The 17,260-nt window shown below is 66.9% G+C and carries 15 protein-coding genes; 2 read left to right on the forward strand and 13 right to left on the reverse strand.

Features of this window, described 5'->3' with window-relative positions; genetic code table 11:
• Window positions 1-4: 4 nt before the first annotated feature.
• The gene (locus tag C3B78_RS10610; RefSeq protein ID WP_104998036.1) at window positions 5-931 is read left to right on the forward strand and encodes an alpha/beta fold hydrolase; all 927 of its coding nucleotides are present in this window, start codon (window positions 5-7) and stop codon (window positions 929-931) included.
• The gene (locus C3B78_RS10615; protein WP_104998037.1) at window positions 928-2,010 is read left to right on the forward strand and encodes a glycosyltransferase family 4 protein; all 1,083 of its coding nucleotides are present in this window, start codon (window positions 928-930) and stop codon (window positions 2,008-2,010) included. Before C3B78_RS10610 ends, C3B78_RS10615 begins: the two co-directional genes overlap by 4 nt.
• A gap of 11 nt (window positions 2,011-2,021) precedes the next feature.
• On the opposite strand, the gene C3B78_RS10620 is transcribed toward C3B78_RS10615, so the two are convergent.
• The 13 genes from C3B78_RS10620 to pyrR all read right to left on the reverse strand — a co-directional run bounded on the left by C3B78_RS10620 (window position 2,022) and on the right by pyrR (window position 17,211).
• Complete coding sequence (locus C3B78_RS10620; protein WP_234005378.1) at window positions 2,022-4,085, reverse strand: primosomal protein N'; 2,064 nt, start codon at window positions 4,083-4,085, stop codon at window positions 2,022-2,024.
• A 230-nt stretch (window positions 4,086-4,315) separates the two neighbouring features.
• Window positions 4,316-5,551 carry a methionine adenosyltransferase gene (metK, locus tag C3B78_RS10625; protein ID WP_104998039.1) on the reverse strand — a complete coding sequence of 412 codons (1,236 nt, stop codon included), beginning with the start codon at window positions 5,549-5,551 and terminating at the stop codon, window positions 4,316-4,318.
• Window positions 5,552-5,637: 86 nt separating this feature from the next.
• Window positions 5,638-6,879, reverse strand: a complete 1,242-nt coding sequence (coaBC, locus tag C3B78_RS10630; protein WP_104998040.1) for a bifunctional phosphopantothenoylcysteine decarboxylase/phosphopantothenate--cysteine ligase CoaBC — start codon at window positions 6,877-6,879, stop codon at window positions 5,638-5,640.
• 34 nt (window positions 6,880-6,913) lie between these two features.
• Complete coding sequence (gene rpoZ, locus C3B78_RS10635; protein WP_104998041.1) at window positions 6,914-7,174, reverse strand: DNA-directed RNA polymerase subunit omega; 261 nt, start codon at window positions 7,172-7,174, stop codon at window positions 6,914-6,916.
• A 15-nt stretch (window positions 7,175-7,189) separates the two neighbouring features.
• A complete protein-coding gene (gene gmk / locus C3B78_RS10640) occupies window positions 7,190-7,786 on the reverse strand; it encodes a guanylate kinase (protein WP_104998042.1) in 597 nt (198 codons plus the stop codon).
• Window positions 7,787-7,832: 46 nt separating this feature from the next.
• Window positions 7,833-8,150: an integration host factor, actinobacterial type gene (gene mihF, locus C3B78_RS10645; RefSeq protein WP_104998043.1), complete on the reverse strand. Its 318-nt coding sequence runs from the start codon at window positions 8,148-8,150 to the stop codon at window positions 7,833-7,835.
• 111 nt (window positions 8,151-8,261) lie between these two features.
• Window positions 8,262-9,134, reverse strand: a complete 873-nt coding sequence (pyrF, locus tag C3B78_RS10650) for an orotidine-5'-phosphate decarboxylase (RefSeq protein WP_104998044.1) — start codon at window positions 9,132-9,134, stop codon at window positions 8,262-8,264.
• Window positions 9,127-12,441, reverse strand: a complete 3,315-nt coding sequence (carB, locus tag C3B78_RS10655) for a carbamoyl-phosphate synthase large subunit (RefSeq protein WP_104998045.1) — start codon at window positions 12,439-12,441, stop codon at window positions 9,127-9,129. The genes pyrF and carB overlap by 8 nt, the downstream gene beginning before the upstream one ends.
• The gene (gene carA, locus C3B78_RS10660; RefSeq protein ID WP_104998046.1) at window positions 12,441-13,748 is read right to left on the reverse strand and encodes a glutamine-hydrolyzing carbamoyl-phosphate synthase small subunit; all 1,308 of its coding nucleotides are present in this window, start codon (window positions 13,746-13,748) and stop codon (window positions 12,441-12,443) included. Before carA ends, carB begins: the two co-directional genes overlap by 1 nt.
• On the reverse strand, window positions 13,729-14,250 hold the full coding sequence (locus tag C3B78_RS10665) for a PH-like domain-containing protein (protein ID WP_104998047.1): 522 nt from the start codon (window positions 14,248-14,250) through the stop codon (window positions 13,729-13,731). Before C3B78_RS10665 ends, carA begins: the two co-directional genes overlap by 20 nt.
• Window positions 14,250-15,602: a dihydroorotase gene (locus C3B78_RS10670; protein ID WP_104998048.1), complete on the reverse strand. Its 1,353-nt coding sequence runs from the start codon at window positions 15,600-15,602 to the stop codon at window positions 14,250-14,252. The genes C3B78_RS10665 and C3B78_RS10670 overlap by 1 nt, the downstream gene beginning before the upstream one ends.
• Window positions 15,602-16,627 (reverse strand): aspartate carbamoyltransferase catalytic subunit, encoded by a 1,026-nt coding sequence (locus C3B78_RS10675; RefSeq protein ID WP_104998049.1) that lies wholly within the window; start codon window positions 16,625-16,627, stop codon window positions 15,602-15,604. The genes C3B78_RS10670 and C3B78_RS10675 overlap by 1 nt, the downstream gene beginning before the upstream one ends.
• Window positions 16,624-17,211: a bifunctional pyr operon transcriptional regulator/uracil phosphoribosyltransferase PyrR gene (gene pyrR / locus C3B78_RS10680; RefSeq protein ID WP_104998050.1), complete on the reverse strand. Its 588-nt coding sequence runs from the start codon at window positions 17,209-17,211 to the stop codon at window positions 16,624-16,626. The genes C3B78_RS10675 and pyrR overlap by 4 nt, the downstream gene beginning before the upstream one ends.
• Between the last annotated feature and the right edge of the window lie 49 nt (window positions 17,212-17,260).

The raw sequence follows: 17,260 nt of genomic DNA on the forward strand, positions 1-17,260 counted from the left end.
AGACATGACTACAGCCCAGCCCGGGTCCGCTGCGCCCGCCTACTTCAGCGCCGACCTGGCCGCACGCACGTCCGCCTCCACCCTGGAGCTCGACGGCGGCAAGGTTGCCTATTGGACCTACGAACCGCTGCTGGCCGGCCCGGAAACACGCACCATCCTGGTCATCCATGGCTTCCGCGGAGACCATCACGGACTGCTGCGGGTGGCAGACCAGCTTCCCGAGATGCGGATCATCATGCCGGACCTGCCCGCATTTGGTGATTCCGCGGCGTTCCGGTCCGGCGGGCATTCCGTGGAGCGCTACGGCCTGTTCATTACGGAATTCATGGCAGCACTGGGCCTGGGCCCGGACACGGTCCTGCTGGGCCACTCGTTCGGCTCCATCATTGCGGCGCACTTCGTGGCCGATCACCCCGGAGCCGTGGACCCGCTGATCCTGATCAACCCCATCGCGGCACCGGCGCTGGCGGGGCCAAAGGGTGTGATGACCAGGCTGGCCGTCCTGTACTACCGCCTTTCGGCCCGCCTCCCCCGGCCGGCGGGACTGGCCCTGCTGCGGAATCCGCTGATTGTCCGGGTGATGAGTGAAACCATGGCCAAGACCGGCGATAAGGACCTCCGCCGTTTCATCCACGGCCAGCACCACGCCTACTTCAGCGCTTTCGCCAGCCGGGAGAGCCTCCTCGAATCGTTCACGGCATCAGTCAGCAGCCATGTGGCGGAAGTAGCCGGCCGGCTGACCCTGCCAGTGCTGCTGATCGCGGGGGAAAAGGACGAGATCGCCGTCCTGGCCGACCAACACCGCCTGGCTGCGCTGCTGCCGGACGGAGAGCTCCAGGTGATTCCCGGCGTCGGGCATTTGATCCACTATGAAACACCTGGACCGGCAGCCACTTTCATCCGCAGCTTCCTTAAGGACCATCCCGCGTGAAGATTGTCATTGACGCACGATATACCCGGACAGACCACCACGACGGCATCAGCCGCTACGGCGCCAGCCTGATCGCCGCCACGGCCAAAATCGCCGACGTATCCATGCTGGTCTCCGACGTCCGGCAACTAGCCCTTCTCCCCGACGTTCCCTACACCCTCATCGGCAGCCCGCTCTCGCCGTCGGAACTGTTTGTTGCGCGAACCATCAACAAGCTCGGCGCCGACGTGGTGGTGTGCCCCATGCAGACGATGGGAACGTGGGGCCGCAAGTACGGACTGGTCCTGACCCTCCATGACCTCATCTACTATGAACACCCGGCCCCGCCAGGCTTCCTCCCCGCGCCGGTGCGGCTGCTGTGGCGGCTGTACCACAAGGCATTCTGGCCGCAGCGGCTTCTCCTCAACCGCGCCGATACCGTGGCCACCATCAGCAAAACCACTGCAGCGCTGATCGCAAAGTACCGGCTGACGCGCCGTCCGGTGCGGATCATCAGCAACGCCCCCCAGCCGGGCCAGGATCACATGCCCCCGCGCGCTGAGGCCGGGGCCGAACGCTCACTCGTCTACATGGGGTCCTTCATGCCCTACAAGAATGTGGAAACCATGGTGGCGGGGATGGCCTCACTTCCCGGCTACACGCTTCACCTGCTCAGCCGGATTACCCCCGAGCGCCGCGCCGAACTGGAGAAGCTCGTCCCGCCCGGAGCCCGGGTGGTGTTCCACAACGGCGTCAGCGACGAGGAATACCACGCGCTCCTTCGCACCGCCTCGGCGCTGGTAAGCCTGTCCAGGGCTGAAGGCTACGGGCTCCCCCTGGTGGAGGCGATGTCCCTGGGCACCCCCGTGATTGCCAGCGACATCCCTATTTTCCGGGAAGTTGGCGGAGACGCCGCACTGTATGTTGATCCTGCATCCCCGGAGCAGTTTGCCGCCGCGGTGCACACCCTCCAGGACAACGTCCGCTGGCAGGACATATCACGGCGTTCCGCAAGCCGTGCCCGTGAGTTCAGCTGGGATGAATCGGCGCGCCAACTGGTGGATGTCGCACACGAAATCATGGTGCGGCGCCGGCGCTAGCGAACTGCCTGCTAGAGCACGTCAACGCCGTCCAGCCGGAGCTGGAAAGGTTCAGCGGATCGCTTCGCCGCTGCAGCCGCCCGGGCGACCCGCAGCACGCGGGTCACGGTGGCTGCCTGGCCATACGGGAAAAAGAGCAGGGTGCGCACATCCTCCACCGAGCGGCGGGAGGAGGGCGGCCCGTGGAGCACCACGGGTGCCGGCCCGGCGGTCCGAAGGGCGATTCCCGCGGAGCCAAGCTCCGCCGCCACGGCGGCTGTGTACTGCTCGACAGCGGCCCTCGGCCCTGTAGCCGACGCGATGCGGACCGCCGGGGGAAGCTGCAGCTCCGACCGCAGGGAGAGTTCCCTGTGCGCATATCCGGCAGGATCCCAGCGAAGCAGGGCGCCGACTGCAGCCGTGTCCGCGGCCGTGACCACCACCACGCCGCCGTCCTGGGCAGGTCGGACCAGTACAGCGGCGTTGAACCACCGCCGGACAGTGTCCTCGCCGGCCCGCAAAGTTTCGCGCCGCAGCAAGGAATCGCCGTCCAGCAGCAACGCAGCAGCGTATCCGCCCGGGGCCACCGGTTCGGCTCCCACAGTCGCGACCACCAGTGCCTTGCCCGGACCGACTGCCGCTTTTACATGGTCGCCGGAAGATGTAATGACGGTTTTCCCCGGGAAGGCGCGGCCGAGTTCCTCGGCGGTCCTGATGGCCCCGGTGGCTCCCTTGCGCAGCCGCCGGCCTCCGCAGTGCCCGCAATGCCAGTCCGGCGCTGGCGTGGAGCACCACCGGCACTGGGGCATGGCTGAAGTACCGCTGGCGCCCGCAACCGCCAACGGTCCCTGGCAGGTGCCGCAGCGCGCCGGCTCACGGCAGGTTTCACAGGCCAACGACGGCGCATAACCCGCCCGGGCAACCTGGACAAGGACCGGTCCGCGTTCCAGCCCTTCCTTGGCTGCACGCCAGGCAGCGCCCGGAAGGCGGGCGATCCTCGCAAGCGGGTCCCGCTCCTGTTCAAAGCTGTCCGCCGTATTCACCACCCGCGGAACCGTCCGCCGAACCTCGGGGCGGTCCGCCTCTACGGCCAGCGCCCAGCCTGCTTCCACCAGCCGCTGGCTTTCGGTGCTGCGGGCATGCCCTGCAAGGAGGCAGGCGGTGCCTTCCTGCTCAGCGCGCAGGAGCAGGACCTCGCGGGCGTGCGCGTAAGGGGCGCGTTGCTCGATGTGGAGGTCGTCGCCGTCGTCCCAACAGGCCACCAGGCCCAGGTCCTTGACGGGCGCAAAGGCTGCTGACCTGGTACCGATGGCCACCCGCGCGGTCCCGGCCAAAAGATTCAGGAAGCTCCGGTACCGCGGGGTGGGACCGTCGTCGGCCGTCAACCGTGCTACCGCGTTCTCCGGCACCAGGGTCCGTAAGGCATCCTCAAGCCGGTCGAGGTCGCGGTAGTCCGGGACCACCACCACAGCGCCCCGGCCCGCGGCGTAGGCAGCGGCGACCGCCTCCGCCAGCAGGTCCGGCCACCCCCCTGCACCAAATCCCTTAAGCGGGTTCAGCACCGCACGGGGGGAGCCGCCGCCGGCAAGGTGGCGCAGGAACGGCAGTCCGTTGCGGTAGGAGGCCCAGGCACTCGCCGCAAACCGGTCCGTCCCGGACCCGGAAGGCTGATCCGAACCCGGGGCAGCTCCTGCGGTATCAACCGGCTGCGCAGCATCAACCGGGTCCGCGGCACCATTTTGCTCGGTGGCAGCAAACTCCTTTTCCAGCCGGGCCACGCGGGGCGGGACAGCGACGCGAAGAACGTCGCTGACTGTTCCCGCGTAGCGCGCCGCCACTGATGTGGCGAGTTCCCTGACAGCGGGCGTGAGGACAGGCACCGGGGAGACGATTTTCGCCAGCGGCACCAGGGTGTGTCCGGCGTCGGACTCCGCCACGCGCTCCATGATGAACCCGTTAAGGTCCTGGCCGTTGAATTTGACCTTGACCCGGACCCCCGGCTTGGCGGATTCGTCGAGGGCCTCCGGAACCCCATAGTCGAAAAGCCTGTCCAGGTGCGGAAGGGAGGATTCCACCAGCACCTTGGCCACGGGCATGTTCTTTGACAGCTGCGGTCCTGACGGCCGGGGCGCGGAAGGAAACCCCTGCAGGAGGGTAGGCTGAACGCCACCCGGGACGTCCAGGAAAGGCTTGAGGGTCCTGTCAGTAGCGATGGCAGTTACCTCCGTTCAGCTCCCGGGTGGACATGACCAGCCAACCACACGGCAGCGACATTCCGCCGAAGGCATGGTGCCCAGGCAAAAGGCCCGGGGCGGCCCACCGGGGCTTAGGCGTTGAAAAACGCCTTCAAATCATCAACTCGGTCCAGCCGCTCCCAAGTAAAGTCCGGCTCATCGCGGCCAAAATGGCCGTGTGCCGCCGTCTTGGCATAGATGGGGCGCTTCAGGTCCAGCGCATCGATGATGGCGCGGGGGCGCAGGTCGAAAATCTCCGCGATGGCGGCACTGATCCGGGCAGGATCAACGGTTTCGGTACCGAAGGTTTCCACGTAGGTGCCAACCGGACGGGCCTGGCCAATGGCGTACGCAATCTGGATCTCGGCGCGTTTGGCGAGTCCTGCCGCCACCACGTTCTTGGCAACCCACCGCATGGCGTAAGCAGCCGAACGGTCCACCTTGGACGGGTCCTTGCCGGAGAAGGCGCCGCCGCCGTGCCGGGCCATGCCGCCATACGTGTCAACGATGATCTTGCGGCCGGTGAGGCCGGCGTCGCCCACGGGTCCGCCAATGACGAACTCACCGGCCGGGTTGAGGATATTTCGCACCCGGGACAGGTCCAGGTTGGCGCCTGCGAGGACCGGTTCGATGACGATCGACGCGAGGTCGGCCCGGAGCTGGTTCAGGCTTGCACCTTCGGCGTGCTGGCTTGAGATAACCACGGTTTCCACCGAGACCGGAACGTCTTTGTCGTATCCGACAGTCACCTGGGTCTTGCCGTCCGGACGCAGGTAGGCCAACTGGCCCGACTTGCGCACTTCGGTGAGGCGCTCGGACAACCGGTGTGCCAGCCAGATGGGCAGGGGCATGTAGGAGGGGGTTTCGTCGCTGGCGTAGCCGAACATGAGGCCCTGGTCGCCGGCGCCCTGAAGGTCGTAATCGTCTTCCTGGCGCCCTTCACGGGCCTCCAGCGAGTTGAACACGCCGCCGGCGATGTCGTTGGACTGCTGGCCGATGGACACGGACACGCCGCAGCGGGCGCCGTCGAATCCGTTGGCCGAGGAGTCATAGCCGATGCCCAGGATGGTTTCACGCACGATCTGGGGAATCTCCACGTAGGCATCGGTGGTGACTTCGCCAGCAACGTGGACCAGGCCTGTGGTGGCCATCGTCTCCACCGCCACCCGGGATTCGGGGTCGGCGGCCAGCAGTGCGTCCAGGATGGCGTCACTGATCTGGTCGCAGATCTTGTCCGGGTGTCCCTCGGTAACCGACTCGGAAGTGAAGAGCCTGAGCGCGGGAGGCATGGCCCCGGAAGTCTGGGGAAGGTGCAGCGGTAAAGTCACTCAACTACCTTACTGGTTGGAATACGCCCGCCCCGCAGGAGACGCCGGGAGATGTCTCCGTGCTAAGCGAACGTGGGCTGAAACACTCAGGCGCGGGGCGAAACGGCATTCAGTTCAAAGGCTATCCGGCTGATGATGGCCGCCGATACCTCGGTCTTGGTTCCGGACGCCTCCTGTGGTTCGGAGCCGGAGCGGGCCAGGATGACAACCGAATTGGTGTCCTGGCCAAACACTTTGTCCGTCCCCACATGGTTGACCACCAGCAGGTCGCAGCCCTTGCGCTGCAGCTTCGCTTCGGCGTGCGCCAGGACATCGCCGTCGCTGTCTCCGGTTTCCGCGGCGAAGCCGACAATCAGCTGGTGTCCCTCCCCCCGGGCGGTGCTGTTGCGCAGTTCCACGAGCTCCTGCAGGATGTCCGGGTTGCGGACCAGCGCGATGACCGGATCGGCATGGCCGTCACGCTTCTTGATCTTGGTGTCCGAGACCTCCGCGGGGCGGAAGTCCGCCACTGCCGCGGACATGATAACGACGTCGGAAACAGCTGCCGCTGCCAGCGCCGCCTCCCGCAATTGCAGGGCGGTCTCCACCTGGACAACCTCGACGCCTGCCGGCGGCGGGACTTCCATATGGGCTGCGAGCAGCCGGACGGTTGCTCCTGCATTCCGGGCGGCTACGGCCAGGGCGACGCCCTGCTTGCCCGAGGACCTGTTGCCGAGGAACCGCACCGGGTCCAGCGGCTCGCGGGTGCCGCCCGCGCTGATGGTGACGGTGCGGCCGGCCAGCGGGAGCTGGAAGTCCTGCTGCCCCTCCACCAGGGCCATGGCTGCGGCAAAAATGGCTTCCGGCTCGGGGAGCCGGCCGGGCCCTGAATCTGCGCCCGTGAGCCGTCCGGTGGCCGGCTCCAGGACCGCGGCCCCGCGCCCGCGGAGGGTTTCGACGTTGGCGCGGGTTGCCGCGTGCTGCCACATTTCGGTGTGCATTGCGGGGGCGAACAGCACCGGTCCGTGAGCCATCAGCAGTGTGTTGGTCAGGAGGTCTCCGGCCTGTCCGGTGGCAGCCTTCGCCAGGAGGTCTGCCGTGGCCGGAGCGACGACCACGAGGTCCGCCTCGTGGCCGAGGCGCACGTGGTTGACCTGGTGGACGTCGTCGAAGACGCTGTTGCTGACCGGATTCCCGGACAGTGCCTCCCAGGTGGCGGTGCCCACAAACCGTGTGGATGCCTCCGTGGGAATCACGGTCACGTTGTGCCCGGCTTCAGTAAAAAGCCGGAGGAGCGACGCCACCTTGTAGGCGGCAATCCCTCCCCCGACTCCGAGGACTATGCGCACGTGACCTCCGTCAACAGCACGTCAGGCGGCAGTTTTAGTCTGCAGGCTGGATCGGCGTGGAGACCAGCTTGCCTTCGTTGATCTCGCGGAGCGCGATCGAGAGGGACTTCTCGTTCAGCTTGGTGTCAACCAGCGGGCCGACGTACTCGAAAAGGCCCTCGTGCAGCTGGGCGTAGTAAGCGTTGATCTGACGAGCACGCTTGGCACCGAAGATCACCAGGCCGTACTTGGAATCTGCCGCTTCGAGCAGCGAGTCGATCGGCGGGTTGATGATGCCTTCAAGGTTCGTGGACACGAATTCTCCAAAGTTCTAGCGGGTTGACGGTTCCGGCAAACCGTGCGGATGCGGGGTCAGCCCCATGAGTGAAACTAGCTCGTCCGCTGCCCGGCGAACGTCGTCATTGATGACGGTATGGTCGAACTCCGGTTCAGCAGCAAGTTCCAGTTTAGCGGTTTCCAGGCGCCGCTGCTGTTCCTCGGGGGTTTCGGTGCCCCGGCCCACCAGGCGGCGGACCATTTCGTCCCAGCTGGGCGGGGCAAGGAACACGAACTGGGCGTCCGGGACAGCGGCCTTCACCTGCCGCGCACCCTGCAGGTCGATTTCCAGGAGCACGGACCGGCCCTCGGCGATGGCCTGGTTCACCGTGCTCTTCAGGGTCCCATAGGTGTTTTGGCCGTGGACCACTGCCCATTCCAGGAGTTCGCCCTCGACGATGAGTTTTTCGAACTCTTCCTTGGACTTGAAAAAGTAGTGGACCCCGTCCTGCTCGCCGGGGCGGGGTGCACGGGTGGTGGCGGATACCGACAGCCAGACCTCGGGATAGTTGTCCCGGATATAGGTGGACACGGTGCCTTTGCCAACAGCCGTCGGACCAGCGAGGACTGTCAGTCCGGGTTTCTTGCTCACGTATTCCTTTGCCGGGGTTTGGGGTAAAGCGGGCTTACGGCCCGCCCTAATTCTCGTCTATAAAATCTACCAGCGCCCGGCGCTGGTGAACGCCCAGGCCACGGACCCTGCGGGAAGCGGCGATTCCCAACTGGCCCATGATCGCCGCGGCGCGGACCTTTCCGATGCCCGGAAGTGCCTCCAGCAGTTCGGAAACCCTCATCCGCGCCAGTGCATCGTCCTGCTGCGCGGAGTCGATGATGTCCGCGCAGGACCTCTTGCCGTTCTTCAGGCTTTCCTTGGCCGCCGCGCGGGTGGCCCTGGCTGCTGCTGCCTTGTTCAGGGCGTCAGCCCGTTCCGACGCGGATAACGGTCGCAGGACCATGTGGGCACCCCCGGATTCGGCGGACTGTGTCCAAGGGCGGCCGCCCTTGGACCTGTCCTGAAACTACCCTTTGGTGCTGCCCGAATCAATGCATCCGGTGAAAACACGCCGCTATTCGCTGCGTAGGCCGTCCAGTGTCCGCTGCGCGGCGTCCCGCAGGCTGCCCAGGTCCGGCCCGGCGGACAGGATGTCCCGGCTCGATGTTCCGAGGACCTGCGGATAGGCGGTACCGAAGGTGGCGCGGAGGTCGGCAGGCGTGGCTCCCTGCGCCCCGAGGCCCGGCGCCAAGAGCGGGCCTCGAACCGCAGCCAGGTCCAGCTCCAGTTCGGCGAGAGCCGAGCCCACGGTTGCACCCACCACCAGGCCCACAGAACCCAGGCTCCCGGGGTAGCGCCGGTTTTCCGCCGCGGCAGCTTCCACAATCCGGCGTGCTACCGAATCCGCTCCCCCGACATGCTGAACGGAGGGGCCTTCGGGGTTGGACGTCAGTGCAAGGACAAAGACGCCGCGGCCGGTCTCTGCAGCTAGGTCCAGGGCTGGCCGCAGCGACTCAAAGCCGAGGTACGGGCTCAGTGTCACAGAATCAGCCGCCAGCGGGGATCCGTCCCGGAGCCAGGCGTCGGCATAGGCCGCCATGGTGGAACCGATGTCTCCGCGCTTGGCATCCGCGATGGTGAGCACCGACTCATCGCGCGCTTCGGCAAGGAGTTCCTCCAGCACGGCCATCCCGGCGGAGCCGTGGCGCTCGTACAGCGCCACCTGCGGCTTGATGGCGGCAGCGAGCGAACCCACGGCCTCCAAAACCGTCAGCGAAAACCGCCTCAGCCCGTCGGCGTCGTCGTCCAGCCCCCAGGCCTTCAAGAGCACTGGGTGCGGATCGATGCCGACGCAGAGCGGACCCCGGGCGGCCATGGCTGCGCCAAGCCGGGAGCCGAAGGGCTCCCGGCCCTGCACTTCAGCGGACGCTGGTGCCTGCTCAGGCACGCTGAAGCGCCGCCTTCTGGGACTCCGCCAGGGCAGCAGCGTGCTCCTGCAGGCTGGTGACGGACCATTCGTAGGTCCGCATGGCCTCGATGGCCTGCACCGCGGCGTTGAATTCGGCCACCGTGGTGATGCAGGGGATGCCGATGGATGTGGCCGCCGCACGGAGTTCGTAGCCGTCGCTGCGGGCCTCGCCGCCGGACGGTGTGTTGAAGACCATGTCGATCTCACCCGCGATCACGAGGTCGGCGATGGTGCCTTCGCCCTCGGCGCTGCTGCCTTCTGCGACCTTGCGGACCGGCGTGGCCTGGATGCCGTTGCGGCGCAGGACGTCGGCAGTGCCGCCAGTGGAGACGATCTCGAAACCGAGGTCGGAAAGCCGCTTGACGCCCATGATCACCGAGCGCTTGTCCCGGTTGGCCACGGAGACAAAGATCTTGCCTTCGGTGGGCAGCGCGTTGTTGGCGGCGGCCTGGCTCTTCGCGAAGGCGGTGTCAAAGTGCTTGTCGATGCCCATCACCTCGCCGGTGGAGCGCATTTCCGGGCCGAGCAGCGAGTCCACAACCTTGCCTTCCAGCGTACGGAAGCGGCTGAACGGCAGGACTGCCTCCTTGACGGAGACGGGGGCATCCAGGGGCAGGGTGGATCCGTCACCGGTCTCGGGCAGCATCTTATAGGCGCTGCGGAGCTGGTTGATGGTCACGCCGGTGCCTATCAGGGCGGCGGCCTTGGCCATCTGCACTCCGGTGGCCTTGGAGACGAACGGCACGGTGCGGGAAGCACGAGGGTTGGCTTCCAGGACGTACAGGACATCCGAGGCGAGGGCGAACTGGATGTTGATCAGGCCGCGGACGCCTACGCCTTCGGCGATGGCGCGGGTTGCCGTGCGGACCCGTTCAAGGACATTGGTGCCCAGGGTGATGGGCGGCAGGACGCACGCGGAGTCGCCGGAGTGGATACCGGCTTCCTCGATGTGCTCCATGATGCCGCCCACATAGATGTCCGTGCCGTCGAAGAGTGCGTCGACGTCGATTTCGACGGCGTCCTCCAGGAAGCGGTCGATCAGCACCGGGTGGTCCGGGGTGATTTCGGTGGCGTTGGCGATGTAGCGGGACAGGTTGGCTTCGTCGTAGACGATCTCCATGCCCCGGCCGCCCAGCACGTAGGACGGGCGGACCAGGACCGGGTAGCCGATCTCATCGGCGATCTTCTTGGCGTCCTCGAAGGAGACGGCCGTGCCGTTCTTCGGGGAAATCAGGCCCGCCTTGTCCAGGACCCGGGAGAAGGCGCCGCGGTGCTCGGCGAGGTCGATGGCCTCCGGGGAGGTGCCAAGGATGGGGACGCCGGCGTCGGCCAGCTGCTGCGCCAGCTTGAGGGGGGTCTGGCCCCCGAGCTGGACGAAGACGCCCATCACGCCGCCGGTACGTTCCTCGGCAGCGATGACCTCCAGCACGTCCTCGAGCGTGAGCGGCTCGAAGTACAGGCGGGTGGAGATGTCGTAGTCGGTGGAGACGGTTTCCGGGTTGCAGTTGACCATGACGGTCTCGTAGCCGGCCTTGCGCAGCGCCATGGAGGCGTGGACGCAGGAGTAGTCGAACTCGATGCCCTGGCCGATGCGGTTGGGCCCGGAGCCGAGGATCAGGATGGACGGCTTGGAGTGCAGCGCAACCTCGTCCTCCTCGTCGTAGGCAGAGTAGTGGTAGGGCGTGTATGCGGCGAACTCGGCGGCGCAGGTGTCCACGGTCTTGTAGACGGGGCGGATACCCAGGGCCTGGCGCACTCCGCGGACCACGGCCTCCGAATTGTGGGTGAGGGAGCCGATCTGCTCGTCGGAGAAGCCGTGGCGCTTAGCCCGCTTGAGCATGTCAGCCGTCAGCGCACCGGCCTGGCCGATCTCGCGGGAGATCTCGTTGAGGAGCTGGAGCTGGTCGAGGAACCAGGGGTCGATCTTGGTGGCCTCGAAGAGCTGCTCCACGGTGGCACCGCCCAGGAGGGCGCGCTGCACCTGGTGCAGCCGCTCCGTCGTCGGGCGCTTTGCCTTTTCGATGAGCTCGGCGACTTCCCATTCCGGGACCGAGCTGAAGTCCAGCTGCGAGCCCTTCTGCTCCAGGGAGCGGAGCGCCTTCTGCAGGGCTTCGGTGAAGTTGCGGCCCATGGCCATGGCCTCGCCCACGGACTTCATGGTGGTGGTGAGGGTGTTGTCCGCCGCCGGGAACTTCTCGAACGCGAACCGCGGGACCTTGACCACTACGTAGTCGAGCGTGGGCTCGAAGGACGCCGGGGTCTTCTGGGTGATGTCGTTGGGGATCTCATCCAGCGTGTAGCCCAGGGAAAGCTTGGTGGCGATCTTGGCAATCGCAAACCCCGTGGCCTTGGACGCCAGCGCCGAGGACCGGGACACCCGGGGGTTCATCTCGATGACCACCACGCGGCCGGTGGCGGGGTCGATGGCGAACTGGATGTTGCAGCCGCCTGTGTCCACGCCCACTTCGCGGATGACGGCGATGGAGATGTCGCGCAGCCGCTGGTATTCACGGTCCGTGAGGGTGAGGGCCGGCGCCACCGTGATGGAGTCGCCGGTGTGGACTCCTACGGGGTCGAAGTTTTCAATGGAGCAGACCACCACGACGTTGTCGTTCTTGTCGCGCATCATCTCGAGCTCGTATTCCTTCCAGCCGAGGATGCTCTCTTCGAGCAGCACCTCGCTGGTGGGGCTGTACTGCAGGCCCTGGCCCACGATGCGGCGGAGGTCTTCCTCGTTGTAGGCAAGGCCCGAGCCCAGGCCGCCCATGGTGAAGGACGGTCGGACCACCATCGGGTAACCGAGGTCGTCCGCGGCCTTCAGGGCCTCATCCATGCTGTGGATGATGTGGCTGCGGGCGGACTCGGCGCCGCAGCGCTCCACGACGCCCTTGAACTTCTCGCGGTCCTCGCCAAGCTCGATGGCGGCGATGTTCGCGCCGATCAGTTCCACGTTGTACTTCTCCAGCACACCGTTCTTGTCCAGCGCGATGGCGGTGTTCAGCGCGGTCTGCCCGCCGAGCGTGGGCAGCACGGCGTCGGGGCGTTCCTTGGCGATGATCTTCTCCACCACCTCGGGGGTGATGGGCTCGATGTAGGTGGCATCGGCGAACTCGGGGTCCGTCATGATGGTGGCCGGGTTGGAGTTGACCAGGATGACCCGCAGGCCTTCCTCCTTCAGGACGCGCAGCGCCTGCGTGCCGGAGTAGTCGAACTCGGCGGCCTGGCCGATGACGATCGGGCCGGAACCAATGACGAGGACGCTCTTGAGATCTGTACGTTTCGGCATTACTTCTTGTCCTCAGTCTTGTTGTCGTCGTTGTGGCCGGTACCGGCAGCGGGGTGGGCGGAGTCCACCGGTTCCTTCGACAGGTTGGCGGTCCTGCCGTCCCGGGTGCCCTCCATCAGTTCAATGAAGCGGTCAAAGAGGTAGGCGGCGTCGTGGGGTCCAGCGGCTGCTTCCGGGTGGTACTGGACGGAGAAGGCGGGGATGTCCAGGCAGGCGAGGCCTTCCACCACATCGTCGTTCAGGCTGACGTGGCTGACCTCAACGCGGCCGTAACGTGCCTCCGGCGCCTGCGTGGCGCCGTCGAGCGGTGCATCAACGGCAAAGCCGTGGTTCTGGGAGGTGATCTCCACCTTGCCGGTGCGGCGGTCCAGGACGGGCTGGTTGATACCGCGGTGGCCGTACTTGAGCTTGTAGGTGCCGAAGCCGAGCGCGCGGCCCAGGATCTGGTTCCCGAAGCAGATGCCGAAGTAGGGCAGCTTTTCGTCCAGGACGGAGCGGAGGAGCTTGACCTGGGCGTCGGCCGTGGCGGGGTCGCCGGGGCCGTTGGACATAAAGAAACCGTCGGGGTTGACGGCCTTGACGTCTGCCAGGGTGGCGGTGGCCGGAAGCACGTGCACGCGGACGCCGCGCTCGGCGAACCGGACCGGGGTCATGGCCTTGATGCCAAGGTCGATGGCGGCGATGCTGAAGCGGGGTTCGCCGTCCCAGCCGTGGTCCCTGGGTTCCACCACGTAGGCTTCGTCGATACTGACTTCCTCGGCCAGCCGGGCGCCTTCCATCGGGGCGCTGGCCAGTACGGCGTCGAGCAGTTCCTTGTCCGTGGCCTCGGCGGCCTCGCCGGAGAAGATGCCGGCGCGCATGGTCTTGTGTTCGCGCAGGTGGCGGGTGATGGCGCGGGTGTCCACGCCCTGGATGCCGACGATGCCCTGCGCCACCAGCTCCTCGTCCAGCGAACGCTCGGAGCGCCAGTTGGAGGGACGGCGGGCGGCATCCCGGACGACATAGCCGGCCACCCAGATGCGGCGGGACTCGGCGTCCTCATTGTTCACGCCGGTGTTGCCGATGTGCGGTGCGGTCTGCACCACGAGCTGGCGGGCGTAGGAGGGGTCCGTAATGGTCTCCTGGTAGCCGGTCATGCCGGTGGCGAAGACTGCTTCGCCCAGCGCGGTTCCGGTGGCGCCGTAGCTGCTTCCGCGGAAGATGCGGCCGTCTTCGAGCACCAGCGCAGCGGGAGCTGATACGGGAGCGGAAACTGGGGCGGTTACTGCGGTGTTTGTTGTCACTGTCTTACTTTCCACTATTGGCATCAGCCGCGGGGGCCGAAGAGATCAATTCCTGAAGTGCTGCGATGAGCACGATCCTGTCCTCTGCGCGCCTGGTCCGGAAGCCGGTGTCCAGCACGTGGCTGCCGTGCTCCCATGCAAGGACCAGGAGGCCGTCCTTCTCCACGAACTTTCCGGCCATCCCGCTGTCCAGCCGGACGCCGGCCAGGGACGCCGCCGGGATGTAGAGCGCCGGAGCGCCGGAACGGTCAAAGAGGACGCCGTGCCTGTAGACCTCCAGCGTGGCATTGGTGCGGATGCCCAGCGCATGCACTGCGATCCGGTCCAGCCAGTCACCGGCGGTGGTGGACGCTACGTACTGGCCCTCGGCGGCGGCGAACGGCTCCCCCGGCGCCTCCGGCACCACAGGCAACTGTTCGACGTCGGACTGGCGTCGGAGGCGGTTCCGCCAGCCCATCCAGATGAGGGCGAATGCTATGGCGATCAGGCCCAGCGTAATGAGCAGCGACAGTAGCTTGGTGTCCATCAGGCTGCGCCTGCTGTTGTGGCCGACCCGTACGGGTATGGCGTGTTGAGCTCGCCATTGAGGACGGTGGGGTGGCCCTTGAAGAACGTCGCCACCACCTTGCCGGGCAGTTCCATGCCCTTGAACGGTGAGTTCCGTCCCATGGTGGCCATCTTGGCAGGCTCCACGGTCCAGCGCGCGGCCGGGTCCACCAGCGTGATGTTGGCGGGCTCCCCTGCTTCCAGCGGCCGGCCCTGATCCTCGAGGCGACCGATCGCCGCAGCCGCCGTGGAGGTCACCCTGGCGAAATCCGCCCAGGTGATCAGGCCGGTTTCGATCATGGTGTGCTGGACCACGGACAGGGCAGTTTCCAGTCCGGTCATTCCCATGGCCGCCTGCGCCCACTCGCATTCCTTGTGCTCACTGGGGTGGGGCGCGTGGTCCGTGCCGACGACGTCGATGGTGCCGTCGGCGAGGCCGGCGCGCAGGGCCTGGACGTCGGCGTCGGTCCGCAGCGGCGGGTTCACCTTGTAGACGGGGTCGTAGCTGCGGACCAGGTCGTCGGTCAGGAGCAGGTGGTGTGGGGTGACCTCGGCAGTGACGTTGATGCCGCGTTCTTTGGCCCAGCGGATGATTTCCACCGAACCGGCGGTGGAGACGTGGCACACGTGGAGCCGGGACCCAACGTGCCGGGCCAGCAGGACGTCGCGGGCAATGATGCTCTCCTCCGCCACCGCGGGCCAGCCTGCCAGCCCCAGCACGGCGGACACTTCGCCCTCGTTCATCTGGGCGCCGGCGGTCAGGCGGGGTTCCTGCGCGTGCTGGGCCACCACGCCGTCGAACGCCTTGACGTATTCCAGCGCACGGCGCATGAGGACGGGATCGTGGACGCAGATGCCGTCGTCGGAGAACATCCGGACCCTGGCGCGGGAATCGGCCATGGCGCCCAGCTCGGCAAGCTGTTCCCCGGCCAGGCCCACGGTGACGGCGCCGACGGGCCGGACGTCCACCCAGCCGGCCGTTTGGCCGAGGGTGTAGACCTGTTCCACCACGCCGGCAGTATCTGCCACGGGAGTACTGTTAGCCATCGCATGGACCGCGGTGTAGCCGCCCAGCGCGGCGGCCCGGGTTCCGGTCTCCACGGTTTCGGCGTCCTCGCGGCCGGGTTCGCGGAGGTGGGTGTGGACGTCCACCATGCCGGGCAGGGCCACCAGGCCGGCGGCGTCGATCACCGTGGCGCCCGTGGCCCGGTCATCGGCGGCAAGGCCGGTGCCGGTTTCGGCGATGAGCCCGTCGCGGATCAGCAGGTCCGTCGCTTCGCCGCCCAGGATCGAGGCGCCGCGGATCAGGTAGGTTCCGGTGTTGGCTGCCATCAGTTGCTCTCCTTGGTGGAATGGGTGCCGGCATACGCCAGGGCGGGGGTGGCGGCTGGTCCGCGGGTGTCCCCGGAGAGCAGCAGGTAGAGTGCGGCCATGCGCACCGAGACGCCGTTGCGGACCTGGGCCAGCACGGTGGAACGCGGTGAATCAGCGGCTGCCGCCGAAATTTCCAGGCCCCGGTTCATGGGGCCGGGGTGCATGATGATGGTGTCCTTCATGCCCAGGGTGTCCAGCGCCCGCAGGCGGTTGTCATCAAAACCCCAGCGGCGGGAGTACTCGCGGGTGCTGGGGAAGAAGGATGCGTTCATGCGTTCACCCTGGACGCGGAGCATCATGACGGCGTCAACGCCCTGTTCGAGGGTTTCGTCCAGGTTGTAGCTGACTTTGCAGGGCCACTTTTCGACGCCGATGGGCAGCAGGGTGGGCGGCGCCACGAGGGTGACGTCGGCACCGAGGGTGCGCAGGAGCCAGACGTTGGAGCGCGCCACCCGCGAGTGCAGGACGTCGCCGGCGATGGCCACCCTCATGCCCTTGAGGTCAGCCCCTTCGGAGCCGGTGCCGGCCAGGCGGGCCCAGTGCCGGCGCATGGTGAAAGCATCCAGCAGTGCCTGGGTGGGGTGTTCGTGGGTGCCGTCCCCGGCGTTGATGACGGCGGCGTCGATCCAGTCAGTTGCGGCCAGGCGGTGCGGCGCACCGGAGGCCCAGTGGCGGATCACGACGGCGTCCGCGCCCATGGCGGAGAGCGTCTGGGCGGTGTCCTTCAGGGACTCCCCCTTTGACACCGAGGATCCTTTGGCGGCGAAGTTGATGACGTCCGCCGAGAGCCGCTTGGCGGCGGCCTCGAAGGAGATCCTGGTGCGGGTGGAATCTTCGAAGAAGAGGTTCACTACGGTACGGCCGCGAAGGGCCGGGAGCTTTTTGACCTCGCGGTCGCCCACGGCAGCCATTTCCTCGGCGGTATCGAGGATACGGATGGCATTGGCGAGGCTGAGGTCCCCGGTGGAGAGCAGGTGCTTCATGAGCGGCCCTCGATAACTACTTCGTTGACGGGCGCGCCGCCGGGGGCGGTGTCGGTTTCCTCAAGCCGGACCCTGACCTTTTCCGCAGATGACGTGGGCAGGTTCTTGCCGACGTGGTCCGCCCGGATGGGAAGCTCCCGGTGGCCCCGGTCGATCAGGACGGCGAGCCGGACGATGCGGGGGCGGCCGAGGTCCACGAGGGCGTCCAGGGCGGCGCGGATGGTGCGGCCGGAGTAGAGGACGTCGTCGATCAGGACCACCACCTTGTTGTCGATGCCGGTGCGCGGCAGCTTGGTGGGGTACGGCGGCCGGGTGCCCTGGTGGGAGAGGTCGTCACGGAACATGGTGACGTCCAGCTGGCCGACGATGGCCGCTGCGTCCACGGTGGGATCCGCGGCGGCGATTTTCCCGGCGAGCCGGACAGCGAGCGGGTAACCGCGGCGCGGGATGCCCAGCAGGACGAGGTCCTGGGATCCCTTGTTGGCCTCAAGGATCTCATGGGCGATACGAGTGAGGGCCCGGTCAATGTCCGCCTGGCTGAGGACAACCCTGGCTGGAACCGGTGCGCTGGTGACGTAAGTCAACGCTCGTCTCCCCTTTCCCCGCCTCACGGGACGGAATTAAAAAAGGATC

The organism is Arthrobacter sp. PGP41 (assembly GCF_002953935.1).
Taxonomy (GTDB): Bacteria; Actinomycetota; Actinomycetes; order Actinomycetales; family Micrococcaceae; genus Arthrobacter.